Genomic DNA, 21,782 nt, shown 5'->3' with positions numbered 1-21,782 from the left:
TTTTCTACAGGAACATCTGAAGGGTTTCTATAAACGTTTAAAAGAGCTTTCCAGCATTCGTCTTAATTTATCCTGACTAATCTAAAAGATAAAAGCCTCATACTTTCGCAGCAGGCTTTTATCTTTCAATTACGTCATGCTTAGTGCATTAACTGACTAACCAGTCCGGTAAGATCGGCTTTTTTATCCACGACGCCCGCCGTTGACGCTTTATCCACCAGCTGCGGCAGATATTTCGCCAGCAGGTTCAGTGCATCGCCGGTGTTGATGCCCATCCGCGCAGCCAGCTGCTCAATCGCCTCAGAGTTAATCATCTTCTGCACCAGGTCGCTGCTCAGCGCAACGTTCTGCTCATCACCCAGCCAGGAGTTAACCACCTCACTGTACTCGCCGCTCTGCAGGTGACTCACGATAGTATGTAAACCACCTTGCTGCTCAACCCACTCCAGCACACCTTTCACTTCCTGGCTGGTCTGATTATTCAGGCCGCACATGGCCAGTACTGTTTCCAGTAAACTCATTCTGTTATCCCCTTTAACGTAATCTATTAAGACTGTTTACACGCTCTGATTTTATGAATGACGAACAGCACAATAATTGAGCCCACGGTGGCAATGCCAATGCTGTAAATATTGAAGCCATCGACCTTGCCAAAACCCAGAGCGGTACTGACGACACCGCCAATCAGCGCACCGATAATACCCAGAATAATGGTCATGAAAATGCCCATATGTTCTTTGCCTGGCATAATACATCTGGCGATAATGCCGGCAAGTAATCCAAATACAACCCATGACAATATACCCATCATTAATATCCTCTGTTTTTATATTATTTACAGCAACGTTTAGCAGTGGTTTAACCCATGAATTAAAAGCAGGTGTATCGTACGCCGAGCAGTATTTGCCTGGCAATCCTGTTTTCTTTATTAAACTAAACGTATCAGAAACGATAGGGGAGTAAATATGAGCATTCTGGATAATATTAAAAATATAGGCAGTGAGTTGTTACATGCTGTGGATAAAAATGTTGATGATAAGTCTGTCACCGCCGCAGGAAGTAATCGTACATATACGGTTAAATCAGGCGACACGCTCAGCGCCATCGCAAAGCAGTTTTACAATGATGCGTCCCAATATATGAAAATCTTTGAGGCGAATAAAAACCTTCTCAGCAGCCCGGATAAAATTGCACCGGGTCAGGTACTGACCATTCCTGAGTAATAATTCGTCACTAGTATGAGCCAGCCGGCGTAAATATTGCCCGGCTGGTTTTTCATTTAAAGCCAGCTCGTCATAACACCATGACAGGGTTGCGCCATACAGCATGCGTTGATCCAGACTTAACGGTGGTCTCGGTAATAGCAGCCGCAGACGAGCTGAGATGAACAGTCAGACAGGAAGAGAAAACTGGGATCGCTGAAAAGCAAAAAACCCGCTCAGGTTTCCCTGAGCGGGTTTTTCTAATCTGGCTCCTCTGACTGGACTCGAACCAGTGACATACGGATTAACAGTCCGCCGTTCTACCGACTGAACTACAGAGGAATCGTGTGAACGAGGCGAATATTAACGGCGTCGCTCTAAGGTGTCAACAGCAAAAAATACATTATCATTCAACTGGCTAGCTTTAACGCAAAGCGATCGTGATTTAAGCAGTTTGCGCAGTGTCAGCGGCGATTCTGGCCAGGGGATCCTGCTGGTAAAACTGGCGCAGATGCTGATACATGGCGGGAAAGCGTTCGGCCAGCAGAACCGGAGCCGTAAAGAAATATTCAGAGAGCACGGCGAAGCACTCAGCGGGATCGCTGGCGGCGTAGGGATCGATCGTGGCGGCCTGTTCACCCACCAGTTCAACTTCACTTTCTATCTCCGCCATCGCGGCACGCAAATCCTTCTCCCAGAGTGCGACGTCACGCAGCGACATGACCGGAATACCGCTGGTGTAACCGCTGCCGCGGGCATCCAGTTTGTGCGCAACCTCGTGGATCACCAGATTAAAGCCAGAGAGATCGAACGAGTCCTGAATATCGAGCCAGTTGAGGACGACCGGCCCCTGCGTCCAGCTCTGTCCGGCGTGAACCGCAGGCGCGCTGTGAACCAGCCCATCGTCATCCTGCCACTGATCGTCGACCTCGAACGGCTCGGGATAGATCAGGACATCGTGGAAACCGTCCAGCCACTCCAGGCCCAGTTTCAGTACCGGCAGGCAGAACAGCAGGGCGATCCGCACACTGCGCAGTTCATCCAGCTGAACACCGTCGAGCTGCACCAGCTTTTTCTGCTGCAGAAAGCGCTGCGCCAGCTCAACCAGCGCCTGCTGTTCAGCCTCATCCAGCTGGCTGAATATCGGCTGCGCCAGCCCATGCTGCCATGGCAGCGCGGCCAGGGTGGCGTCGTTATGCGTTTTCCAGGGCCATTTAAACATCGCAACTCCCGCACAGAACCGGACTATTTCGCTATCCTGACGCGCCAGACATAAAAATGCCAGCATCGAAAACACCATGCTGGCACTGTTCATCTGGCGACAGGGCTAAGGGCCGTCTATTCAACCCGTTAGCACGGTCGTTGTCTGTGATTCAGCCCGCAAAGCGTGGGGCCGGGGCGTCAGTTGCGCTCAATACGATGAAATTCAATCACCCACACCCAGGGATTCACTTCCCAGCTGGTCGCACCATACTGTTTTTCCCAGGCTTTACGGTACGCCTCTTTGGGCGATTCAGAATTGACGTTCATGGTGAAAAAGTTGTTGAGGAAGTGCGAATCGGTCTGCACACCTTCCGCCATAATGTCATCTTCACTGATGTCCTGAATTTTCTCGGCGCGCACGCCGGTAATCTCCAGATTGATGCGGCTGGCCCAGCGCGGCATATGAATGGCGGTTTGCCAGCCAAACTGTTCTGCTTCCGGCGTGCTCAGTGCATGCTGGCCCAGCTCGTTGCTGTCTGCACGATACTGGCAATATTCTGGCTGGCGGAAGGGCGTCGGGTCGCGTTCATAATCGGCCAGATACTGCTCGGGTACCATCGGGCCACGCCAGGTTTCACGCACCCAGAGCACGTCACCCGGTTTACCGTAAGGACACTGATAGCTGATGTCCGTCATCGACATCATTTTATAACCATGCAGATGATTAGCACTCACATCGAAAGCGTGTACGCCCTCGTGATGATCCTGTCCCGGACCGAAAGCCTGAGTTTTCATAATGCGCCGGGTTTGCGTTTGCTGGCCAACCAACAGGGCACGAACACGCTGTTCGGAAAAAAGAATCGGCCGTTCTTTCATGGATTACCTCTTTTTATTAGTAGAACCCGGTTACTGCTGTAAAAGTCCATTTGCTTCACATCTGAGAGTTATCATAAAAGCTTTAAATCATTTTGCTTAATAATTTGTAGGCTGACTGTCACTGTATAATTGTCACTTTAGTAGTTAAAAACCAGCAAAATGCAAAAAGCGCACCAAAGCTTATCACGCAACTGGCAAAAAGCGACGAATAGCCCGGATACAGTACGTTATAACCGTAAAAATAGGAACCTTTTCAGACTTTTTCACCTGTCATAACGTGCAGTTTTACACTTAATCGCGTGACAAAAAAACGCTGAGCATGAGGCAGGAAGTTGGTTAAGATCGAACCAAACATTACGCCTGTTAAACTAATTTTCTTAGCAGCAATTCACTGAGGAAAGACTGAAAACAGCCGAAATTGCGGTTATTGTGTAACAGAGATGCTATACAGATGATCCAGATCTCATTTTTCTGCCCGGAATTGCTGGCAGCGCTGCTCTTTTCAACTGCACTGTAAAAAAAGTGTCATTAGCCAGTCGCTATGATGGCTTGCCGTTTGCGCACTGATCGCGACAGAAAAACTGCTGTCGATCACTACAGGGAGATAGATTATGTCACTTACACTCTGGCAATCTCGCTATGAAAGCTGGTTTCAGGCGAACTGGATCCACGACGACGGCGCGCACGATATCGCCCATCTGCGGCGTGTCTGGATGAGCGCACAGCGAATCATGAACGGCACGCCCGCAGATCCGCTGGTGGTGCTGACCGCCTGCTATTTTCACGATGTGGTGAACCTGCCGAAGAATCATCCGGAACGTCATCTCGCCTCTACCTATGCCGCGACGGAAACCCAGCGCATTCTGCAGCAGGATTTTCTCGATTTCCCGGCTGAAAAGATTGATGCCGTGATGCATGCCGTTAAAACACACAGTTTCAGCGCCGGCATACCGCCTCAGACGCTGGAAGCTAAAATTGTACAGGATGCTGACCGGCTGGAGTCGCTGGGCGCGATCGGGCTGGCGCGGGTCTTCTACACCGCTGGTGCGCTGAATCGGCCATTATTCGACAGCCAGGACCCGCTGGGTAAAGATCGCGAGCTGAATGATGTTAAGTGGACGCTGGATCATTTCCAGAAGAAGCTGCTACGTCTGCCGGAAACCATGCACACTGAAACCGGTCGCATGCTGGCTGAGCATAACGCAGATTTCCTGGTGCGCTATATGGCGAAGCTTTATGCCGAGCTGCAGGGCAATCTGGTGGGTATGGATGAGGGTGTGCTGCGGGACTTCACACCTTTGCAAACCGAATATTAAATTTTTGTGACAGTGTATTAATCGAAACGGTCATCCGGTAGCTTGTAGCAATAAAAAAAAGGAGCTGCCCGATGACTGAAACTGTTAATTTAACAATTAAAATTGATCCTGAGCTGAAAGAAACGATTAAACAGCTGGCGCTGGAAAATCAGATTTCGATGAGCCAGGAGATTGTGCAACGTTTGCAGGCCAGTCTGGAAACGCATCCACATCCGGCGATTGATAATCAGGACATCACAGAAGAGGGGACTGAGGGATCCAGTGCCGCTGACGTGAAGACCGATGCACTAAGTGCAACAGAGCTGAAGCAGATTCGGCTGCTGCTGAAGAAGCAGAGCAAGAAGAAGAAATAAAACAGAAACCCGTCGCCAGACGGGTTTTTACTTTTCAGGGTTTGCTGAAACCGGCTAAATCTGGCCGCAACTCAATACCTCAGCGCGCAGGGAACAGGGTCAGATAAGGAAAGCGTCCCGCGCCAGGGACAAAAACGCCGGGAGCGTTTTTGAACAACGCAAAGCGTTGGCCCGGCTACGGGCGCACCTCAGGGATGAGGTGCGTAATTACGCGGGCCGAGCGGTCATGGATGACAGTTTTTGCGTCTTTCCGATCTGACCCTGTTCCCTGAGCAAGCTCGATCTCACCGCTAATCTGGCCAGGTTTTACAGGAACCTGAAACCCGTCGCCAGACGGGTTTTTTCATTTCACGGTGCTTACGACTTCAGCTGACGGATATGTGGCAGTAACAGCTGAGCCACCGCTGCAAACACAGGCACTACCACCGAGTTACCAAACTGCTTATAAGCCTGGGTGTCCGAAACCGGAATGCGGAACGGCTCGCGGCCTGGCACATCAAAGCCCATCAAACGGGCGCACTCGCGCGGGGAAAGGCGGCGTGGCCGACGCGCCATGTTACCGGCATCCTGAAACTCCGCTTCGCCCAGCGCACTGTCCCAGCCGCGATCGATCAGAATCTCTGAGCCATCTTTGTAGTAACGCGCTGACAGCGTACGCACACAGCAGTCAGGATTACGCGGATCGTTGAGGCCAAAGCCAAAGCCATTACCTTTGGCTTTATGTTTTTTCGCATACTGGTAGAGGTAGCGCCACAGGACCGGTGACAGGATATATTTGTCGTCCGGCGCACTCTCCAGCAGGCTCTGCAGGCTGGGTACCTGCGCCGGGTAGAAACGGCGGATATCGCGCAGCGTAAAATCCTGCTTTTTCAGGTCACGGCGAATACCCACCAGCACAATGCGTTCGCGATGCTGCGGCAGGAAGTGACGCGCATCGATCACTTTGGCATCCGGGCTGCTGGCACCCGCATCCGCAACGTCATACCCCAGTTCATCCAGCGTCTCCATGATAATGGCGAAGGTGCGGCCCTTGTCATGACTCTTGAGGTTTTTCACATTCTCCAGCACAAAGAACGGCGGCTTCTTGGCAGCCAGGATACGGGCCACATCGAAAAACAGCGTGCCCTGTACCTGACACTCAAAGCCATGTGCACGGCCCAGCGCATTTTTCTTGCTGACGCCCGCCAGCGAAAAGGGCTGACAGGGAAAACCGGCCAGCAGCACCTGATGATCGGGGATCGCCGCATCAATCGCGCGGTATATCGCTTCATCGTCGGTCAGACCTTCCGGCTGGGTGACCTGGCGGATATCCGTATTGAAGTGATGCTCCAGCGGATCGCTGTAGTGGTTAGCTTTATAGGTGCGGACCGCCTCTTTATTCCATTCACTGGTGAACACGCACTTGCCGCCGATCGCCTCGAACCCCTTACGAATGCCGCCAATACCGGCAAAGAGATCGATAAAACGAAATTCAGGATTATCATAATGGGCGGGACGGGATGGCAGCAGCCCCTGTAACAGCGACAGTTCCGCCTCACACAGCGGTGGCAGGGCGGTTTTACCCTGACGAATCCGGTTCAGGAGTGCCGGCGTCCAGCAGGAAAATCCTGCCTGCTGCAGGCGGGCCGTGAGATCACGAACCGAATAGATTGCCAGCACCTGCTGAAAGAGTTCAGACGCATCAGCAGATGAAAGTGCAGCAGAGAGTGGTTCAGCGAGGGCGGCGGGATGCATGCGTTTTTCCTTAACAGTAAGGTGCCTATGCTATCACTCCAGACGCTGTGAGGAAATTGCCTGGATGTGCCCTGTGCCAGACCCCCGGAATGTTCTGTTTTTGCGGTGCACTGTGTGAAGTCATCGGGCGGCGGCTTTCGCTTTTCGTGGCGCAGACTAAAGTTGATGTACCAGCAAAAAAGGAGAGTTTATGGCTGATGTTCATTCCAGCGAAATACGCAGCAAAAATATGCGTGCCATTCGCGCTCAGGATACGGCCATCGAGCAACGTATTGCGCTGCTGCTAAAAGATCGGGGCTTCAGCTTCCGCGTGCAGGATAAAAACCTGCCGGGTCGGCCCGATTTCGTTCTGACAGAACATCAGGCAATTATTTTTGTTCATGGCTGCTTCTGGCATCGTCATCACTGCTATCTGTTTAAACTGCCAGCGACACGCACAGAATTCTGGACCGGCAAAATCAACAGCAACGTTGAACGTGATCGGCGTTATGTGCGCCAGCTGCAGGAGAGCGGCTGGAAAGTGCTGATCATCTGGGAGTGTGCGCTACGTGGCAAACTGCGCCTGACGGATCAGGACCTGCTGGAGCGGCTGGAGGAGTGGCTGCTGGCGATGCCGGAGAGTGCCGAAGTCGACCATCAGGGCATTCATCATTACAACGCCGATTGCTAATCACAGACATAATTGGTTAGATCTGCGCTTTCTCCGTGGCCAGGAGCCTGAAATGAGCAGCATAAAACTGACGGTAAAACGCCTTTACCAGATTCGTGACGAGCGGATGGTGAATACCAAAGCGACCGCGCGGGTTTACTGCGGTGACAGGCTTGTCGCCACGGAGGAGATCACCGGCATGACCGAAAGCCCGGTCAGCAAATATCTGCATGCTGAAGGAGCAGCAGACGAGACGGTGCGGGTAGAGTGGGATTGTGAGGGCATCGCCGAGATGACCGTTACGGAAATTGAGCGCTGCCCATGTTGTCAACATAACGAACCAGACTAAGGATAAGATTTTGGCGGGAACCAGTTTACTGACTTTACTTGATGATATTGCAACACTTCTGGACGATATTTCCGTCATGGGGAAAGTGGCGGCGAAAAAGACCGCTGGCGTACTGGGCGACGATCTGTCGCTGAATGCTCAGCAGGTCAGCGGCGTAAAAGCCAACCGTGAGCTGCCGGTAGTATGGGGCGTTGCCAAAGGATCGTTTCTTAACAAACTGATCCTGGTGCCACTGGCGCTGATTATCTCCGCGTTTGCGCCCTGGCTGATTACGCCGCTGCTGATGATTGGCGGTGCCTATCTCTGCTACGAAGGCGTGGAGAAGGTGATGCACAGTTTGCAGCATGACAAGCAGAGCAAATCACCGGAAGCGCGTCAGCAGCGACTCGATTCGCTGGCGAATCAGAATGCGGCAGAGTTTGAGAAGAAGAAGATCAAAGGCGCGGTGCGCACCGATTTCATTCTGTCAGCCGAAATTGTTGCGATTACCTTAGGCATCGTGTCGGAATCGCCGCTGCTCAACCAGGTGATTATCCTGGCGGGCATCGCAATTCTGGTTACGGTAGGCGTTTACGGCATCGTGGCGGCCATCGTAAAAATTGATGACTTCGGATTCTGGTTGCGTGAGAAACCGTCCCGCCTTGCGCAGGGTTTGGGTAGTGTGCTGCTGGCTGCCGCGCCCTGGCTGATGAAGATCCTCTCGGTGGTCGGCACCATCGCCATGTTCCTGGTCGGCGGCGGTATTGTGGTACACGGCATCGCACCGCTGCATCATCTGATCGAGGAAGTCAGCAGTGGCTTCAGCGGCTGGATCGCTATGCTGCTCAGCAACGGCGCCAACCTGGTGCTCGGCTTTATCATTGGGTCGATCGTGCTGTTAGTGGTCAACCTTATTGCCAGAGTGCGCGGAAAATCGGTATAAAGCGCACTGTGATTTACGGTCAGGAGAATGACGATGAACGACGACATGTTTGAATTTGATATCGACGCACAACTGGAACAGGCTGAAGCGAAAGCAGAGAAAAAAGCCAGCGAAGTGCCGGATGATCTCGGCGACGAAGCCGATTGCGAAGGCTGTAAAATCTGACGTCAGCGTCAATACTCATCAAAGCGGATAAGTTTTTTTATCCGCTTTTTTTATTTTCCGCATATCCAGCTGATTAATTCCTAATTTGCCCTTTTTTTGCGTGCCTTAACAGGCAGGAACGTTATTCGCCTGCTATAAAGAAAATAATCACTCAGGTTAATAACACTCAGGTTAATAAAAGGAGCGCATCATGGTTTTCGCAATCAGTGAAGAAGTGCAGCACAAGGAACAGGGACAAACGATGGTGGTGACCGGCTACGCGAGTGGCATGGTGGAGTGCCGCTGGTATGATGGCTATGCCGTGCGCAGCGAAGCCTTCCGCAGCGATGAACTCTGCGCTCTGAATCCCGCGCAGCAACTGGCGAGCTGACAGCTTCAGGCCTGTGGGTTCTGCGACCCCGTCAGGCCCGGTTTCTGCTTTTTCTGGCCCGGCACACTCCCTGTGCCGCCCTGTTTTCAGACGTTACCGTCGTTATCTTCTTCAACCGCCTGATAGATCCGCTGCAGCACATCCGGGAAGGCTGACTGGACGCGACTCCAGCTCGGTATAAACGGCTTATCGTTAGGACGCTCAATAAACGCCTGACCCGCTTCCAGAATCGACTGGGTAAACATCTCTACCGCTGCCTCTTCCACATGCTGATCAAACTTCAGCCCGTTCATCGCCGCCTCGTGGTTATAGGTCTCCATCATATCCAGCGCATTACGATAATAGGTTGCCTTCAGCACCCGGAACGAGTCGCTGGTCAGCGGCACACCCATGGTGGCGAGCTTACGCAGCAGTGACTGGACGATATCGCTGCTCATGCGCTTCAGGCCGCCGGTGCCGTCATCTTCAGCCAGCGGCTGATGCTTGTGATCGTAGTTATCGGCGATCTCAACCTGGCACGACTGGCGGGTGGTGTAATTACGGTAAATCTCTGACAGCACGCCAATCTCCAGCCCCCAGTCGCCGGGGATTTTAATCCCGTTCAGCACATGCGTCCGCATGGCGAACTCCCCGGAGAGCGGATAGCGGAAGCTCGACAGATATTCCAGGTATTCTGAATGGCCATAAACTTTCTGCAGCGAGCGCAGCAGCGGCCCGACCAGCAGACGTCCCACGCGGCCATTAAGCTTGCCATCCGCGACGCGCGCATAGAACCCCTTACAGAATTCATACTGAAACGCCGGGTTCGCTACCGGGTAGAGCAGGCGTGCCAGCATTCCGCGCTCATAGGTGACGATATCGCAGTCATGCAGTGCCACACAGCTGGTACGGTCTGACGCCAGCGTATAGCCGGTGCAGAACCAGACGTTGCGACCTTTGCCGGGATTAGTGGGTGATAAACCCTCTTTATCCAGCTCGGCATCAATCGCCTTCAGACGCGGGCCATCGTTCCACAGAATGCGATGCCGTTGCGGCAGACGGGAGAAAAACTCGCGGGCAAACAGGAACTGGTCGCGGTCGGCGCGATCCAGCCCAATCACAATTTCATCCAGATAGGGCACTTTAGCCAGCTCATCGACGATTTTCGTCAGCGCCGGGCCTTCAAGTTCGGAAAACAGCGATGGCAGGATCAGCCCCATTTTGCGTTTGCGGGCAAAGCGTACCATCTCTTTTTCCAGCGACTCCACGCTACGGTGGGTGAGGTTGTGAAAGTTGGTGATTACGCCATTCTGATAAAAGTCACTCATCGCATCATCCTTTTAATGCCCGTGGGCAGCTCATTGAGGTTGAGTCAAAAAATAGTCCAGTCCTTCACGCCAGCCCTCAGGGCCATGGTGAGCCGTGTGATAGATCTGCTGCTGATCGGATCGGCTGAGTGTCACCGGTGTTTTACTGTAGCCCTTAATCACGACCGCATAATCAACCGCATCCAGCATCGGCGCATCGTTAGGGCCGTCACCCAGTCCAATAGTGACGCGTGCCTCACCGGGTGAATGCGCCAGCAGCCAGCGCAGGGCTTCGCCTTTGCCGCTGCCCGCAGGCATTACATGCCAGAAACGCCCGCCCTGGGTCAGCGCCAGGCCCTGTGCACGCAACGCATCATGGAACTGCTCAAACGCCTCGTCACTGTCGCGCCAGACAATCACTTCTGACGCATCGCGCTGACGCGACAGTTCTGCATCCGCCTCACTCAGGCCGGTCATTGCGGCCACTTCCGGATCAGAGAAGTCATGAAAGCCGGTAAAACGGTACGCTGTTTTCAAGGCAGCCAGCCGCTGGCAGATAGCGTCATAGGTCAGGGTGTTATCGGGCAGGCGGATACGCTGCTGATCATGCGTTTGCACCACGGCACCGTTTTCAGCAATAAACGGTGAACCGCTGATGCCAAGCCTTTTTTGCAGCGGAATAATCTCGGCTGCCGTTTTACTGGAACAGATCACCAGCGGAACAGCGTACTGCTTTAGCGTGGTGAGCCATTCGGTGGCCGCATCCCAGCGATAGGTATGATGGTCGAGTAACGAACCATCCAGATCGGTAATTATCATTAACGGCTGGTGGAGATCGGGCATTTACAGGCTCCTTTCATCACATTCGCGGCTAAAGCGGCGATTTTTCAATATTATAGTTGAATATGGCTCACACTTTTTTTCCTGCCACGCTGGCTGGAAATCCAGGATAATTCTTAAAACGAAACCGCAGTAAAAGTGGGTATGCAAGAAGTGTGCAGGGCTAAGTGACTGGCGGGCGCGGTGTTTTTGGTAACAGTCGCTCCATAATTACCCGATCGGTTGCAGAAACGTGCATATCTGATGCTTGTTTCGGAGTCGGGAAAGGGTAATCTGCAGGGGTGTTAAGAATTCCCTGGTGTAACGAATTGATTTTTTACCCGGCCTTCCCGCCGGGTTTTTTTTGAAATCGATTTCAGCGGTTCGCTTCATAGGCGCGATAATCACAAATATCAATTTCAAACGCCTCTGCCAGTTCGCTATAGGAGTGGAAAACCCGGCCTTCTACTTCCAGCCGTGGCGTCTGATCCTGCTCCATATACTCCCGTACCTCTCCCGACGTTCTGGCCTGAATCGCCGCCAGTAAACCTTCGACATCAATCTGCAGATCGGATGGCTGAGCATCGCCGTGCTGTTTTTCGTCTGTCATTTTCTGACTCCTGAGAGCAAACAGAGTAATCAGTATAGAACGCAGGGCAGAAAGGCGGGAGCGGAAAGATCGCAGGCAAAAAAAAGCCCGCGCTGCGCGGGCAAAATCCTTGTTACTTTCAGGTTGGCTGCACCTATGGGGTGGTGCAGTGAGAAGAGTTTAAAGGTCTGACGCGTAAGAAGTCTTGCGGTGAAATGTTAAGGAATTGCAAAAGTTCCTCCTTACTCAGATTTACCTGACTTTTCGACTAAACAGAGCAGAATCAGCTATAGTTAGCGATAAAGCTGATTTTTATCAATACCTAAAGGAATGGTTATGGACATCTTACGAATTATTATCGCTATTCTGCTGCCACCACTGGGCGTGTTTATGCAGGTCGGTTTTGGCGGCGCCTTCTGGCTGAACATCCTGCTGACACTCTGTGGTTATATCCCCGGTATCATCCACGCCGTCTGGGTCATTGCCCGTCGCTAACGCGCTGCATCACCACGGTTCTTCGTTTAGACTGTAATCAGTCAATAATCTGGAGAACCGAAATGAAGGTAAATGACCGCGTCAGCGTCAAAACCGATGGCGGCCCGCGTCGTGTTGGCACCATTCTGGCTATGGAGCCGTTTAATGAAGGCACCATGTTCCTGGTGGCGCTGGAAGATTATCCGCTGGGCATCTGGTTTTTTAACGAGACCCACCAGCCGGATGGCATTTTCGTGGAGCCTTACCACGAAGCCTGAGCCTGACGCGCAATAAAAAAGCCGCCTTTCCGTTTGCCGGAAAGGCGGCTTTTTGCTGTCGGAGATTACGCGGCTGACATCAGCCGCTGACGTTTAACTGCTATGACCTCAGAAGGTTTCCCAGTTATCGCTGCCGCCCGCCAGCGCCGGACGGGGTGCCAGAGCCGGTGTCTTTAAGGGTGAAGAGACGCGTGCAGCCACACCTGCGGTTGCAGGGGCGTCCTGCAGGCGGAATGCCGCGACCGCCTGCGTCAGTTTACCCGCCTGATCTTCCAGCGAGGCCGCTGCAGCGGAGGCTTCTTCCACCAGTGAGGCGTTCTGCTGAGTGACGTTATCCATTTCGGTGACCGCCTGGCTCACCTGCTGAATACCGCGGCTCTGCTCGTCCGACGCCGCCGCGATCTCCGACATAATATCGGTAACGCGTCGTACGGCTTCAACAATCTCACCCATGGTGCTACCGGCTGCGCCAACCTGATGCGAACCGTCATTGATCAGCGTGACGGACTCAGCAATCAGCGATTCAATCTCTTTAGCCGCCTGCGCACTGCGCTGGGCCAGATTACGCACTTCGCTGGCCACCACCGCAAAGCCACGACCCTGCTCACCGGCACGCGCCGCTTCTACCGCCGCATTCAGCGCCAGGATGTTGGTCTGAAACGCAATACTGTTAATGACGTTGGTGATCTCAGCGATTTTTTTCGAGCTGCCGGAAATATTGGTCATGGTTTTCACGACGCTGTTCACCAGCTCGCCACCGCTGCGCGCTTTACCCGAGGCATCCGCGGCCAGCTGGCTGGCGTGATGCGCATTCTCGGCGTTCTGCTTCACCGTAGCGGTAAGCTGTTCCATGCTGGCTGCGGTCTGCTCCAGTGCCGCAGCCTGCTGCTCGGTGCGTGAAGAGAGATCGGTGTTGCCGGCTGAAATTTCGCTGGAGCCCTGATAAATCGCGACGGCGCCTTCACGCACCGTACCAACGGTGGTCACCAGCGCCTGCTGCATCAGTTGCAGGTTATGGATGAGCGTACCAATCTCGCTCCGGCCATGGGGCAGGGGAGCGGAGGTCAGATCACCCTGCGCAATGCGTTCGATACGCAGCACCGACTGACGCAGCGGACTAATTACCACGCGGCGCAGGAAGACAAAGGTCAACAGCACCAGCACCAGGGCGGCACTGAATGCTACGGCCATGGAGATAAAGCCGATGCGCGACTGTTGATCGGCCTGGGCGGTAATGGCATTGGCGCGATCAGTTCGGATCTTGATCGCCTTCAGCAACACCGCGTTATAGTCGTCATCCAGCTTGCGGGTTACATCGGTCTCCTGAGCAATGATGCCCTCAAAGCTGCCCTGTTTACCGGATTCAATCATCGGTATCAGGCCTTTGTTAATGTAATCGTTGAAGCGAGCCTGCAGCGTGGCATCCAGTTCCATATCCGCGGGCGTCTTAACTTCACGTGCCTGATAAATCGCGAAGCCATCTTTTGCCTGCTGGATCCGTTTTTCGGCGGCGGCAATATTGGCGCGAAACTCGTCCATTTCACCAATACGCGCGGCGGCACCGGCCTGAATAATGGTCAGGCGCGCAGTACGCAGGTGGTTTGAACTGTTAGAGAGGCCCATACGAACCTGAATTTCGTCCGTGGCATCATCGAGGGAGTGATTGCCGGAAATCAGAAAGTAACTGGCGACACCAATACAGAGTGCGAACAGCAGCAAAATGCCGCCGAAGATCAGGCTAAACAGCGGCACCAGGCGGAGATTCTGCCAGATGCCTGCGCTTTTTTGTCCATTATTATCTCGTGCAGTGTTCATATCCTTGCTCTCTTGAGGCTGTTGTTATAAGGCATAACATCGGCAAAAGAGCGTAAAGGCTTAGCGGTAAGAGTGAGATCTGGATCGCAATTCCGGGCAAAAAAAAACCGGCCAGAGAGGCCGGTTCTTCAGATGTTATGATCAGCGGATATTAACGTAAATACCTGAAGTCACATTATCCGTTAAACGCACCACATGATAAATAACCTGCTTATTATGGGTTTTGATTTTGCGTTTAATATTACCTTTGTGTGACGATACCGTTTTGGCCTTAATTTGCATTTTATCTGAGATCTGGATGGTATCATGACCTGACATCCACATCTTCAGCATGTTTGACTCAGTCTGGCTCAGCGTTAATGGATGTACATCCATGCCCGAAGAGATACGCGCAGACTGGTTAAGCTTCTTCTGCAAATAGGTGCTGAGTAAGGAATCCAGGGTCGATGTCTTCATCGATTTTGATGTAATAATCAGGTTCTTACGAACGTAGAGATATTCCTCAAAATGGATATTGCTAATCGCCATGAATATAAAGAACAGCGTATCAGGATGCTGCGTAATAATGCTGCGGATACGTTCACTGGAATCGGATTCATGAATGAAACAATCTTCATTAATAAAGACGACACCAGGATTTAATTGCTCACATTTTTGCTGTAGTTGCTCAATATCGGAGACAGAAGAGATATTCTTCTTCTTAACTCCTTTTAAAGACATGTAGTCTGATAATCCCAGGCGTGTGTAGTTGCAGGAATCCATAATAATAGTTGGCATAATAGCGACCCTCACCAATTTGTTATCCGTTTAAATCAACGATGAATACGCGTTGCGGTACGAGAGAGATTTCTTAGGTACTTTTTTATTCTGCTCGTGCAGTTTGGCAACAGGCAAACGCCCGTAAAAGTCTTCATCCCTGACCCGTTCTGCAAAAAATTTGTGCTGCCATGACGTCACACATTCTCCGGCCATGGCGGGGAGTGCCAGTGAAATGTCGGAGGTTAAGTAAGACTCATTTTTTTGGGAGCCAGGTCACTATCCTTGAAAACGCGGAGTTTTCTGATAGGACAATTCTCAAAAACATTTGTTTTACGAAAGTGTGATGTCTCAGCGTGCGTTGACAATGCCGGAAAAAACATTTTTTAACAAGAAAAATCACTTAAAGATTTTTTTCTTGTAAATTCAGTGTCTTGTCTATTTTGCCTGCACATTCACAGTCTGACCGCTCCTGTGAACCACCCCACTAAAATACGCGAAGCCCGGTTTAATAAGAATTATTTTCAGACTCTCCGCACGTTTATCAGAATTTCCTTAGTTGCATTCTGGAAAACATGGTTCGGAAAATGCACGGATGGTTTTGCGATACTTAAGTATCGTTATGCAAAGATAGTTAGAAACTTAATGTTCAGGGACGGGATAGTTCTGTCAGGAACACGGCGAGTAAATCAAATACTTCACCGAACAAATGCTCACAGAACGGGGCTAGCAGAGGCATCAGCAAGCTGATGGTTAAAATTCCGACTGATAAGGTAATCGGGAAGCCAATTGCGAAGATTGATAACTGTGGTGAAACACGGTTTAACAAACCCAGTACCAGATTTACCATGAGTAACAAAACGATTAAGGGCAGCGCTAACATCATGCCATTAAGGAAAATTAATCCGCCAGATTTCACCAGCGCCATAAACGCATTGGCATTTAGCGGCTGACCGCCAATCGGCAGCGTATGAAAACTGTCCGCCAGCAGCGAGATCAGCCACAGGTGTCCGTTAAAGGTCAGGAACAGCAACATCGCCAGCATGTCGAGAAAACGGGCCAGCACCGGCATGTTAAGACGGCTGCCAGGATCGAAAAAGGTGGCGAACGAGATGCCCATCTGTAAACCAATCACTTCCCCGGCAAGGCGCACGGCAGCAAAAGCGAACTGCATGGTGAAGCCGAGTGCAATACCAATCAGCATCTGCTGAATCAGTAGCAGGAAGCCCTCAGGGGAAAACAGGGTGACATTGACCGCAGGTAACAGCGGCATCAGCAGCCAGGTGATCATTACCGCCAGACCGATTTTGACACGTTTGCTGACGGATCGTTCATTGAGGATCGGTGCGGTGGCGAATAGCGCCATGATGCGCACCAGAGGCCAGAAGAACTGGCTGACCCATTGAACCAGCTGACTGCTGTCGAGAGTAATCATCAGCCGATGATGTAAGGCAGGTTGGTAAAGACGGTGCGGATATAGTCCAGCAGCAGATTCAGCATCCACGGGCCGGCAATGATACCGGTGGTGGCAACCGCCAGAATCTTAGGAATAAAGGATAAGGTCTGTTCGTTGACCTGGGTCGCGGCCTGGATCAGGCTGATCAGCAAACCGCTGACCAGTGCGGCCAGCAGCAGCGGGGCGGCCAGCATCAGGGCGACGCGCATCGCTTCCTGTCCCATTACCATTACTGATTCGGGTGTCATATGTTGCTCCGGTAAGAAAAGGGGGATCAGGAGTAGAAGCTTTGCGCCAGTGAACCGACCAGCAGTTGCCAGCCATCGACCAGAACAAACAGCATCAGTTTAAACGGCAGCGCGATGGACGCTGGCGGGACCATCATCATCCCCAGCGCCATCAGCACGCTGGCAACCACCAGGTCGATGATCAGGAACGGAATAAAGACGGTAAAGCCTATCTGGAAAGCCGTCTTCAGCTCGCTGGTAACATAGGCAGGCAGCAGAATACGCATTGGCACCGCTTCAGGACCGGCAATCGGGGCGGTATTCGCCAGACGGGCAAACAGGGCTAAATCCGCTTCACGGGTCTGACGCAGCATAAACTCGCGCAGCGGCTGGGCACCTTTATCAATCGCCACTTCCATGCTGATCTTGTCCTGGCTGAACGGCAGGTAAGCATCCTGATAAATCTTGTCGAAAGTCGGCGCCATAATAAAGAAGGTCAGAAACAGCGACAGTCCGAGCAGCACCTGGTTAGGCGGCGCAGAGGGCGTGCCCAGGGCGTTACGCAGTAAACCAAACACAATGATGATACGGGTGAAGCTGGTCATCATCAGCAGCACGGCCGGGATAAAGGTCAGCGCAGTGATAAAGACCAGCGTCTGTACCGGCAGTGACCAGCTCTGACCGCCATTCGGCAGCGAGTGACTCACCAGACCCGGCAGCTGGGCATGGGCAACCGGTGCCAGTAACAACAGTGGCAATAAAGGAAGCAGTCGACGCATCATTGTGGTTTTCCGGGACGTTTAACCAGGTTCTGTAACAGCTGACGAAAATCCTGTGGCGCACTGTTAACCGGCGTCACAGAGACCGGTTCACCCGGCGGCAAAGTATGCAGATGGGTAATCTGCTGTGCGGTGACGCCCAGCACCAGACGCGCATCAGCGGTATCGACAATCACCACCCGCTCGCGCTGGCCCACTGAAACGCTGGCTGTGAGTTTAAGCTCCTGGCCGCTGACCTTTTTCGGCGCGAAGCCGACACGGCGTGCCAGCCAGGCGCAGGCCAGAATCAATAAGATAATCACTGCTAACACGCTGCTGACCTGGGCCAGCATGGAGCCGGTCGAGATCGCCTGAGCGTGTGGTGCAGCCGGTTGCAGCGTTTGATTCTGGCTATTCATAATGTAACTCTTTAGCGACTCAGACGACGCATACGTTCAGATGGGGTGATGATGTCAGTGATGCGCACGCCATATTTGTCGTTCACCACCACCACTTCACCCTGAGCAATCAGATAACCGTTGATCAGGATATCCAGCGGCTCACCCGCCAGGCCATCCAGTGCCACCACTGAACCCTGCGCCAGACGCAGCAGCTCTTTGATGGTCATTTTGGTGCGACCCAGTTCCACGGTGAGTTTCACCGGGATATCCATAATCAGATCGATATCCTGCAGCGATCCAGCGACGTTGCCGCTGTCGAATGATTTAAAGACTTCGTCGGTCTGCGGCGCACTGCCGCTGCCGACCTGCTCATTCATCGCTTCAGCCCACAGATCGTCCGCAGAGATATCGTCAGACGGTTTATTACTGTCAGTCATGGGGCTGTTCCTCGTTCAGCGAATTCAAAATCGGGTTAATCAGGTGTTCGACACGGAGCGCGTACTGACCATTCATCGTGCCATATTGGCTGGTTAAGACCGGGACGCTATCGACATGGGCGATAATGCGTTCCGGCTTCTCAATCGGCAGCACATCACCGGGTTTCAGCTGCAAAATCCGTGACAGACGCAGTGAGGTTTCGGCAAAGTGAGCGATCAGTTCCAGCTCAGAGTGCTGCACCTGTTTGACCAGGTTGTCGCGCCAGTGGTTATCTTCCTGACGTGAGTTTTCGAGCGGTGGATTCACCAGCAGCTCGCGCAGCGGTTCAATCATTGAAAACGGGATACAGATATTAAACTCACCCACCAGGTTACCAATCTCCACCTGGAACGGCGTGTTAACCACGATGTCGTTCGGTGAAGTGGTGATGTTGGTGAACTTTACCTGCATCTCTGAACGTACATACTCGACGTCCAGTGGATAAATGGCCTTCCATGCGTCGCTGTAACCATCCAGCGCCAGCTTCAGCATGCGGCGAATAACGCGCTGCTCGGTATGGGTAAACTCACGGCCTTCGACTTTAGTCGGAAAACGTCCGTCGCCACCAAACAGGTTGTCGACAGCGATAAACACCAGGCTCGGTGAGAACACTACCAGCGCGGTGCCGCGCAGCGGCTTCAGGTGGATCAGGTTCAGGTTGGTTGGCACCGGCAGATTGCGTGCAAACTCGTGGTACGGCTGAATCTTGATCGCCCCGACGCTGATATCCGGGCTACGGCGCAGCAGGTTAAACAGCGCCATACGGAAACTACGGGCAAAACGCTCATTAATAATCTCCAGCGCCTGCAAACGCTCGCGAACCACACGGCGCTGGGTGTTCGGATCGTAAGGACGAATATCGCCTTCCGGTCCGTTTTGTTTCTTTTCTTCTTCCGCACTGCCGCTGTCGCCGTTTAAAAGGGCGTCAATTTCAGCCTGGGAGAGAATGCTATCGCCCATTGATTCACCTCAAAATGAAGGCAGTAAACAGCACATCGTTTACAGCCTGCGGAGGTTGACCTTTTACCAGCGGGGGTGTCAGCGCCTGTTTGACTTGTTCAACAAGCGCCTGCTTTCCTTGCTCTGTCGCCAGCGCCGTAGCGCTCTGACGCGAGAGCAGCAGCAGCAAACGGCTGCGCACCTCAGGCAGATAGTCGTTCATCCGACGCCGGGTATCCTCATCGGCCAGACGCAGGGTAAAGCCTACGTAAAGCACGCGGTCGGGATCGTTGTCGGGATTGACCAGGTTAACCGTAAATGTATCAAGTGCAAAAAAGACCGGAGCGGGAGGCGGTTCAACTTTCGCCACCTCAGGCTTATCGCCCTCATGTTTATTCATCATTCGCCAGACTGCATAGCCTGCCACGCTGCAAGCGGCCAGCGTCAAAATGAGCAACACTGGTATTAAGAGTTTACGTTTGCTGCCTTTTTTTGCTTTCGCGTTATCAGACATGGTGCAGTTACTTCCTGTGAATTATGGGCAAGCCTCTCGGCTCACGAGACAGATTATCCGCGTCTTAAGTCAAACCAATGGGTAGAAAAGACGCGGGTTTTACGCTTACCTTCAGCGTTTGCCGCTGTCAGGCGAAAGTGTCGACGGCGCTGTTGCCGCTAACGCGAGCCTGAAGGGCGGCGGGAACGGCGATCGGCGTAATGTCGGTGTCACTGTCCTGGGTGAGGGAGAAGCGGCCATGTTGTCCATCGCGGCGCGCCTCCTGCTGCTGCTGGAATTGCTGACCCTGCGCGGAACTGTCACTGCTCACCTGACTCTCGCCCAGGTTGATACCGCTCTCTGCCAGCGCGCTGCGCAGCTGCGGTATCGCGGCTTCCAGTGCTGCTCTGACGTGGCTATGGCTGGAAACCAGATTAATTTGTGCCTGGTCGTTATCCAGTTTCAGGCTGATCTGGATAGCGCCAAGGTCTTCCGGATGTAAACGCAATTCCGCGTTCTGCTGGCCGTTGCGACTGAACATCACAATCTGCTGACTCAGCGCCTGCTGCCACTCGTCGCTGCCCAGCTGTGAGTTCAGCATCGGCGTTGACGGTGTGCTGGTGGTCGCGGAGGCGGTCACCGGCGCGGGCAGGCTGCTGGCGGTGGCGATTGGCGTAGCGTTGACCGCGTTATCGCTGGCGCTGGCTTTAATCGCAGCCTGATCATCCTGCTTAACCATGTTGCTCAGCGCCTGCTGGAAACTGCTGTCGAGTGTCAGGCCGCTGCTGGTCGCACTCTGCGCGGTGTTGTTGTTCTGGCTGGCGGCAGTGGTGACGGCAGGTTTGCTCTGTACGTCGCTTCTGGCATCAGACTTTTCATCTTCGCCCGGTGCGAGGCTCTGCTGCGCGCTGTTCAGCAGTTGCATCAGCGAGCTCTGGCTTTTCCGGCCGGTATCGGTCTGGGCGATCATCTCGCCCGCTTCACTGCTGACCGGGGTCGACGTGGTGGCTGTAACAGCCGCTACACCCGGTAACATGGCGAACAGCGCCTGCATATTCTGCATATCGCTGGCGCTTAAGGGTGCAACGTCCGGCTTGTCTTTATCATCGGCTGATTTTGACCCACCTTTAATATTTTCCGGCTTAAACAGAGCGGTCAGCGCAGCAGGATTTTCCAGTGCTGCCATCAGTGCATTCAGCGGGGCCTTCGGGCGGGCGTCATCGGCAGTTTCTGCTTTGACGTCAGCGGATTGCGCCGCTTTTCCCTGCTGTTTAGCCAGGCCGAGTAACTGGTTTCCCAGTGCGGTCAGAAAGTCCTGCGGCAGGGCATCGGCACCCGCAGCAAGGTCAGTTGAGACTGAGGGTTCTGCGTCGGTTTTTACCGTCGCTTTCATAGCAATGTTTGGCAGCGTAATCATTCACCTCTCCTCGATGCGGCCCGTTGGGCAAATTCGTCCATCCGTTTCTGATCGAGACGGTTTTCCTGTCGTAATGCATTTTCCGCTGCGCGCGTAATCAGCGTCTGATAGGCGTTCAGCCGTTGCTGTTTGTCACGCCAGTTGATCAGCGCCTGTTCCAGCCGCTGATTCCAGTTATTAAGCTGGTTGCGGTGCTGCTCAATCGCTTTTTCCAGCGTCTGAATAAACTGGTGATAGTTGGTCCAGCGGGTGCTGGCAATGCCCGACGACATGTCATCGTTGAGCTTGTTGCGATATTCGTCCTGATAGTCGAGCAGCATCGTCAGCTGCTCGTTCGCGGCGTGCTGGCCGCGACGCATATCGCCTAAATAGATGGCAGCGCGTTCGAGATCCTGCTCCGCTAAGTCGCGCAGCGTATCGATGGCATTTGCAGTTTTCATTGCCGTTACCTCGCGTTA

At 53.0% G+C, this 21,782-nt stretch carries 29 protein-coding genes and 1 tRNA gene; 10 read left to right on the top strand and 20 right to left on the bottom strand.

The window, feature by feature from the left end:
* Nucleotides 1-140 precede the first annotated feature (140 nt).
* Together GVJ63_RS05610 and GVJ63_RS05605 are read right to left on the bottom strand one after the other, a co-directional pair.
* Nucleotides 141-521, bottom strand: a complete 381-nt coding sequence (locus GVJ63_RS05610; RefSeq protein WP_010670866.1) for a YidB family protein — start codon at nt 519-521, stop codon at nt 141-143.
* Nucleotides 522-547: 26 nt separating this feature from the next.
* Nucleotides 548-808, bottom strand: coding sequence for a GlsB/YeaQ/YmgE family stress response membrane protein (locus tag GVJ63_RS05605; protein ID WP_010670865.1), 261 nt, complete (start codon nt 806-808; stop codon nt 548-550).
* Between the two features lie 157 nt (nt 809-965).
* Here GVJ63_RS05605 and GVJ63_RS05600 point away from each other — a divergent pair, with 157 nt between their 5' ends.
* Complete coding sequence (locus GVJ63_RS05600) at nt 966-1,223, top strand: LysM peptidoglycan-binding domain-containing protein (RefSeq protein ID WP_159226523.1); 258 nt, start codon at nt 966-968, stop codon at nt 1,221-1,223.
* Nucleotides 1,224-1,468: 245 nt separating this feature from the next.
* On the opposite strand, the gene GVJ63_RS05595 is transcribed toward GVJ63_RS05600, so the two are convergent.
* From GVJ63_RS05595 to GVJ63_RS05585, 3 genes are all read right to left on the bottom strand, one after another.
* Nucleotides 1,469-1,544: transfer RNA gene (locus GVJ63_RS05595), tRNA-Asn, on the bottom strand.
* Nucleotides 1,545-1,647: 103 nt separating this feature from the next.
* On the bottom strand, nt 1,648-2,424 hold the full coding sequence (gene mtfA / locus GVJ63_RS05590; protein ID WP_187484308.1) for a DgsA anti-repressor MtfA: 777 nt from the start codon (nt 2,422-2,424) through the stop codon (nt 1,648-1,650).
* A gap of 179 nt (nt 2,425-2,603) precedes the next feature.
* The gene (locus GVJ63_RS05585) at nt 2,604-3,281 is read right to left on the bottom strand and encodes a hypothetical protein (RefSeq protein WP_010247721.1); all 678 of its coding nucleotides are present in this window, start codon (nt 3,279-3,281) and stop codon (nt 2,604-2,606) included.
* A 611-nt stretch (nt 3,282-3,892) separates the two neighbouring features.
* Here GVJ63_RS05585 and GVJ63_RS05580 point away from each other — a divergent pair.
* Both GVJ63_RS05580 and GVJ63_RS05575 read left to right on the top strand, forming a co-directional pair.
* Nucleotides 3,893-4,597: a phosphohydrolase gene (locus GVJ63_RS05580; protein WP_010670862.1), complete on the top strand. Its 705-nt coding sequence runs from the start codon at nt 3,893-3,895 to the stop codon at nt 4,595-4,597.
* Between the two features lie 71 nt (nt 4,598-4,668).
* On the top strand, nt 4,669-4,950 hold the full coding sequence (locus GVJ63_RS05575) for an Arc family DNA-binding protein (protein WP_010247717.1): 282 nt from the start codon (nt 4,669-4,671) through the stop codon (nt 4,948-4,950).
* Nucleotides 4,951-5,307: 357 nt separating this feature from the next.
* On the opposite strand, the gene dcm is transcribed toward GVJ63_RS05575, so the two are convergent.
* Nucleotides 5,308-6,684: a DNA (cytosine-5-)-methyltransferase gene (dcm, locus tag GVJ63_RS05570; protein ID WP_031593193.1), complete on the bottom strand. Its 1,377-nt coding sequence runs from the start codon at nt 6,682-6,684 to the stop codon at nt 5,308-5,310.
* A 190-nt stretch (nt 6,685-6,874) separates the two neighbouring features.
* On the opposite strand from dcm, the gene GVJ63_RS05565 reads away from it, so the two are divergent.
* From GVJ63_RS05565 to GVJ63_RS05550, 5 genes are all read left to right on the top strand, one after another.
* Entirely contained in the window at nt 6,875-7,354 is a 480-nt protein-coding gene (locus GVJ63_RS05565; protein ID WP_010247714.1) for a very short patch repair endonuclease, read from the top strand.
* Between the two features lie 52 nt (nt 7,355-7,406).
* On the top strand, nt 7,407-7,682 hold the full coding sequence (locus GVJ63_RS05560; protein WP_159226521.1) for a hypothetical protein: 276 nt from the start codon (nt 7,407-7,409) through the stop codon (nt 7,680-7,682).
* 10 nt (nt 7,683-7,692) lie between these two features.
* Nucleotides 7,693-8,604, top strand: coding sequence for a DUF808 domain-containing protein (locus GVJ63_RS05555; protein ID WP_010247708.1), 912 nt, complete (start codon nt 7,693-7,695; stop codon nt 8,602-8,604).
* Between the two features lie 33 nt (nt 8,605-8,637).
* A complete protein-coding gene (locus GVJ63_RS22475; RefSeq protein WP_003854444.1) occupies nt 8,638-8,769 on the top strand; it encodes a hypothetical protein in 132 nt (43 codons plus the stop codon).
* 190 nt (nt 8,770-8,959) lie between these two features.
* Nucleotides 8,960-9,139 (top strand): YodC family protein, encoded by a 180-nt coding sequence (locus GVJ63_RS05550; protein WP_159226520.1) that lies wholly within the window; start codon nt 8,960-8,962, stop codon nt 9,137-9,139.
* An 86-nt stretch (nt 9,140-9,225) separates the two neighbouring features.
* Here GVJ63_RS05550 and GVJ63_RS05545 read toward each other — a convergent pair whose 3' ends face one another.
* From GVJ63_RS05545 to GVJ63_RS05535, 3 genes are all read right to left on the bottom strand, one after another.
* Nucleotides 9,226-10,446 carry a glycosyl transferase gene (locus tag GVJ63_RS05545; RefSeq protein WP_010247700.1) on the bottom strand — a complete coding sequence of 407 codons (1,221 nt, stop codon included), beginning with the start codon at nt 10,444-10,446 and terminating at the stop codon, nt 9,226-9,228.
* 30 nt (nt 10,447-10,476) lie between these two features.
* A complete protein-coding gene (locus tag GVJ63_RS05540; protein ID WP_159226519.1) occupies nt 10,477-11,268 on the bottom strand; it encodes a mannosyl-3-phosphoglycerate phosphatase-related protein in 792 nt (263 codons plus the stop codon).
* Between the two features lie 352 nt (nt 11,269-11,620).
* On the bottom strand, nt 11,621-11,854 hold the full coding sequence (locus tag GVJ63_RS05535) for a DUF2525 domain-containing protein (protein ID WP_010247694.1): 234 nt from the start codon (nt 11,852-11,854) through the stop codon (nt 11,621-11,623).
* 315 nt (nt 11,855-12,169) lie between these two features.
* Here GVJ63_RS05535 and GVJ63_RS05530 point away from each other — a divergent pair, with 315 nt between their 5' ends.
* Both GVJ63_RS05530 and dsrB read left to right on the top strand, forming a co-directional pair.
* Nucleotides 12,170-12,328 (top strand): YqaE/Pmp3 family membrane protein, encoded by a 159-nt coding sequence (locus GVJ63_RS05530; RefSeq protein ID WP_010247691.1) that lies wholly within the window; start codon nt 12,170-12,172, stop codon nt 12,326-12,328.
* 62 nt (nt 12,329-12,390) lie between these two features.
* The gene (dsrB, locus tag GVJ63_RS22180) at nt 12,391-12,585 is read left to right on the top strand and encodes a protein DsrB (protein ID WP_010670857.1); all 195 of its coding nucleotides are present in this window, start codon (nt 12,391-12,393) and stop codon (nt 12,583-12,585) included.
* Between the two features lie 108 nt (nt 12,586-12,693).
* On the opposite strand, the gene GVJ63_RS05520 is transcribed toward dsrB, so the two are convergent.
* The 11 genes from GVJ63_RS05520 to fliJ all read right to left on the bottom strand — a co-directional run bounded on the left by GVJ63_RS05520 (nt 12,694) and on the right by fliJ (nt 21,764).
* The gene (locus GVJ63_RS05520) at nt 12,694-14,400 is read right to left on the bottom strand and encodes a methyl-accepting chemotaxis protein (RefSeq protein ID WP_159226518.1); all 1,707 of its coding nucleotides are present in this window, start codon (nt 14,398-14,400) and stop codon (nt 12,694-12,696) included.
* Between the two features lie 141 nt (nt 14,401-14,541).
* On the bottom strand, nt 14,542-15,177 hold the full coding sequence (gene rcsA / locus GVJ63_RS05515; protein WP_010247685.1) for a transcriptional regulator RcsA: 636 nt from the start codon (nt 15,175-15,177) through the stop codon (nt 14,542-14,544).
* A gap of 628 nt (nt 15,178-15,805) precedes the next feature.
* Entirely contained in the window at nt 15,806-16,591 is a 786-nt protein-coding gene (fliR, locus tag GVJ63_RS05510) for a flagellar biosynthetic protein FliR (RefSeq protein WP_010247683.1), read from the bottom strand.
* Nucleotides 16,591-16,860 carry a flagellar biosynthesis protein FliQ gene (gene fliQ / locus GVJ63_RS05505; RefSeq protein ID WP_003854466.1) on the bottom strand — a complete coding sequence of 90 codons (270 nt, stop codon included), beginning with the start codon at nt 16,858-16,860 and terminating at the stop codon, nt 16,591-16,593. Before fliQ ends, fliR begins: the two co-directional genes overlap by 1 nt.
* Before the next feature lie 26 nt (nt 16,861-16,886).
* The gene (fliP, locus tag GVJ63_RS05500; protein ID WP_010247675.1) at nt 16,887-17,618 is read right to left on the bottom strand and encodes a flagellar type III secretion system pore protein FliP; all 732 of its coding nucleotides are present in this window, start codon (nt 17,616-17,618) and stop codon (nt 16,887-16,889) included.
* Nucleotides 17,618-18,016 (bottom strand): flagellar biosynthetic protein FliO, encoded by a 399-nt coding sequence (gene fliO, locus GVJ63_RS05495; RefSeq protein WP_010247672.1) that lies wholly within the window; start codon nt 18,014-18,016, stop codon nt 17,618-17,620. The genes fliP and fliO overlap by 1 nt, the downstream gene beginning before the upstream one ends.
* A gap of 11 nt (nt 18,017-18,027) precedes the next feature.
* Entirely contained in the window at nt 18,028-18,435 is a 408-nt protein-coding gene (fliN, locus tag GVJ63_RS05490; protein WP_010247669.1) for a flagellar motor switch protein FliN, read from the bottom strand.
* Nucleotides 18,428-19,435 carry a flagellar motor switch protein FliM gene (gene fliM / locus GVJ63_RS05485; protein WP_003854473.1) on the bottom strand — a complete coding sequence of 336 codons (1,008 nt, stop codon included), beginning with the start codon at nt 19,433-19,435 and terminating at the stop codon, nt 18,428-18,430. Before fliM ends, fliN begins: the two co-directional genes overlap by 8 nt.
* Nucleotides 19,436-19,439: 4 nt before the next feature.
* Nucleotides 19,440-19,928, bottom strand: a complete 489-nt coding sequence (fliL, locus tag GVJ63_RS05480) for a flagellar basal body-associated protein FliL (protein WP_010670855.1) — start codon at nt 19,926-19,928, stop codon at nt 19,440-19,442.
* Between the two features lie 127 nt (nt 19,929-20,055).
* Nucleotides 20,056-21,324: a flagellar hook-length control protein FliK gene (locus tag GVJ63_RS05475; protein WP_159226517.1), complete on the bottom strand. Its 1,269-nt coding sequence runs from the start codon at nt 21,322-21,324 to the stop codon at nt 20,056-20,058.
* Nucleotides 21,321-21,764, bottom strand: coding sequence for a flagellar export protein FliJ (fliJ, locus tag GVJ63_RS05470; RefSeq protein ID WP_003854478.1), 444 nt, complete (start codon nt 21,762-21,764; stop codon nt 21,321-21,323). Before fliJ ends, GVJ63_RS05475 begins: the two co-directional genes overlap by 4 nt.
* Nucleotides 21,765-21,782 lie beyond the last annotated feature (18 nt).

It is taken from the genome of Pantoea sp. 18059 (assembly GCF_902706165.1).
In the GTDB taxonomy this organism is placed as follows: Bacteria; Pseudomonadota; Gammaproteobacteria; order Enterobacterales; family Enterobacteriaceae; genus Pantoea; species Pantoea agglomerans.
The sequence above is the reverse complement of the archived record's forward strand: the minus strand, read 5'-3'. Positions and strand labels throughout refer to the sequence as shown.

Bases quoted from the DNA above. Each gene is read 5' to 3' on its own strand.
- GVJ63_RS05585 (WP_010247721.1), bottom strand. From the start codon at position 3,281: ATGAAAGAACGGCCGATTCTTTTTTCCGAACAGCGTGTTCGTGCCCTG.
- GVJ63_RS05605 (WP_010670865.1), bottom strand. From the start codon at position 808: ATGGGTATATTGTCATGGGTTGTATTTGGATTACTTGCCGGCATTATC.
- fliR (WP_010247683.1), bottom strand. From the start codon at position 16,591: ATGATTACTCTCGACAGCAGTCAGCTGGTTCAATGGGTCAGCCAGTTC.
- dcm (WP_031593193.1), bottom strand. From the start codon at position 6,684: ATGCATCCCGCCGCCCTCGCTGAACCACTCTCTGCTGCACTTTCATCT.
- mtfA (WP_187484308.1), bottom strand. From the start codon at position 2,424: ATGTTTAAATGGCCCTGGAAAACGCATAACGACGCCACCCTGGCCGCG.
- GVJ63_RS05545 (WP_010247700.1), bottom strand. From the start codon at position 10,446: ATGAGTGACTTTTATCAGAATGGCGTAATCACCAACTTTCACAACCTC.
- fliM (WP_003854473.1), bottom strand. From the start codon at position 19,435: ATGGGCGATAGCATTCTCTCCCAGGCTGAAATTGACGCCCTTTTAAAC.
- fliL (WP_010670855.1), bottom strand. From the start codon at position 19,928: ATGTCTGATAACGCGAAAGCAAAAAAAGGCAGCAAACGTAAACTCTTA.
- GVJ63_RS22475 (WP_003854444.1), top strand. From the start codon at position 8,638: ATGAACGACGACATGTTTGAATTTGATATCGACGCACAACTGGAACAG.
- GVJ63_RS05560 (WP_159226521.1), top strand. From the start codon at position 7,407: ATGAGCAGCATAAAACTGACGGTAAAACGCCTTTACCAGATTCGTGAC.
- GVJ63_RS05475 (WP_159226517.1), bottom strand. From the start codon at position 21,324: ATGATTACGCTGCCAAACATTGCTATGAAAGCGACGGTAAAAACCGAC.
- fliJ (WP_003854478.1), bottom strand. From the start codon at position 21,764: ATGAAAACTGCAAATGCCATCGATACGCTGCGCGACTTAGCGGAGCAG.
- GVJ63_RS05530 (WP_010247691.1), top strand. From the start codon at position 12,170: ATGGACATCTTACGAATTATTATCGCTATTCTGCTGCCACCACTGGGC.
- GVJ63_RS05580 (WP_010670862.1), top strand. From the start codon at position 3,893: ATGTCACTTACACTCTGGCAATCTCGCTATGAAAGCTGGTTTCAGGCG.
- fliN (WP_010247669.1), bottom strand. From the start codon at position 18,435: ATGACTGACAGTAATAAACCGTCTGACGATATCTCTGCGGACGATCTG.
- dsrB (WP_010670857.1), top strand. From the start codon at position 12,391: ATGAAGGTAAATGACCGCGTCAGCGTCAAAACCGATGGCGGCCCGCGT.
- GVJ63_RS05540 (WP_159226519.1), bottom strand. From the start codon at position 11,268: ATGCCCGATCTCCACCAGCCGTTAATGATAATTACCGATCTGGATGGT.
- GVJ63_RS05535 (WP_010247694.1), bottom strand. From the start codon at position 11,854: ATGACAGACGAAAAACAGCACGGCGATGCTCAGCCATCCGATCTGCAG.
- GVJ63_RS05575 (WP_010247717.1), top strand. From the start codon at position 4,669: ATGACTGAAACTGTTAATTTAACAATTAAAATTGATCCTGAGCTGAAA.
- fliP (WP_010247675.1), bottom strand. From the start codon at position 17,618: ATGCGTCGACTGCTTCCTTTATTGCCACTGTTGTTACTGGCACCGGTT.
- GVJ63_RS05565 (WP_010247714.1), top strand. From the start codon at position 6,875: ATGGCTGATGTTCATTCCAGCGAAATACGCAGCAAAAATATGCGTGCC.
- GVJ63_RS05550 (WP_159226520.1), top strand. From the start codon at position 8,960: ATGGTTTTCGCAATCAGTGAAGAAGTGCAGCACAAGGAACAGGGACAA.
- fliO (WP_010247672.1), bottom strand. From the start codon at position 18,016: ATGAATAGCCAGAATCAAACGCTGCAACCGGCTGCACCACACGCTCAG.
- fliQ (WP_003854466.1), bottom strand. From the start codon at position 16,860: ATGACACCCGAATCAGTAATGGTAATGGGACAGGAAGCGATGCGCGTC.
- GVJ63_RS05600 (WP_159226523.1), top strand. From the start codon at position 966: ATGAGCATTCTGGATAATATTAAAAATATAGGCAGTGAGTTGTTACAT.
- GVJ63_RS05610 (WP_010670866.1), bottom strand. From the start codon at position 521: ATGAGTTTACTGGAAACAGTACTGGCCATGTGCGGCCTGAATAATCAG.
- rcsA (WP_010247685.1), bottom strand. From the start codon at position 15,177: ATGCCAACTATTATTATGGATTCCTGCAACTACACACGCCTGGGATTA.
- GVJ63_RS05520 (WP_159226518.1), bottom strand. From the start codon at position 14,400: ATGAACACTGCACGAGATAATAATGGACAAAAAAGCGCAGGCATCTGG.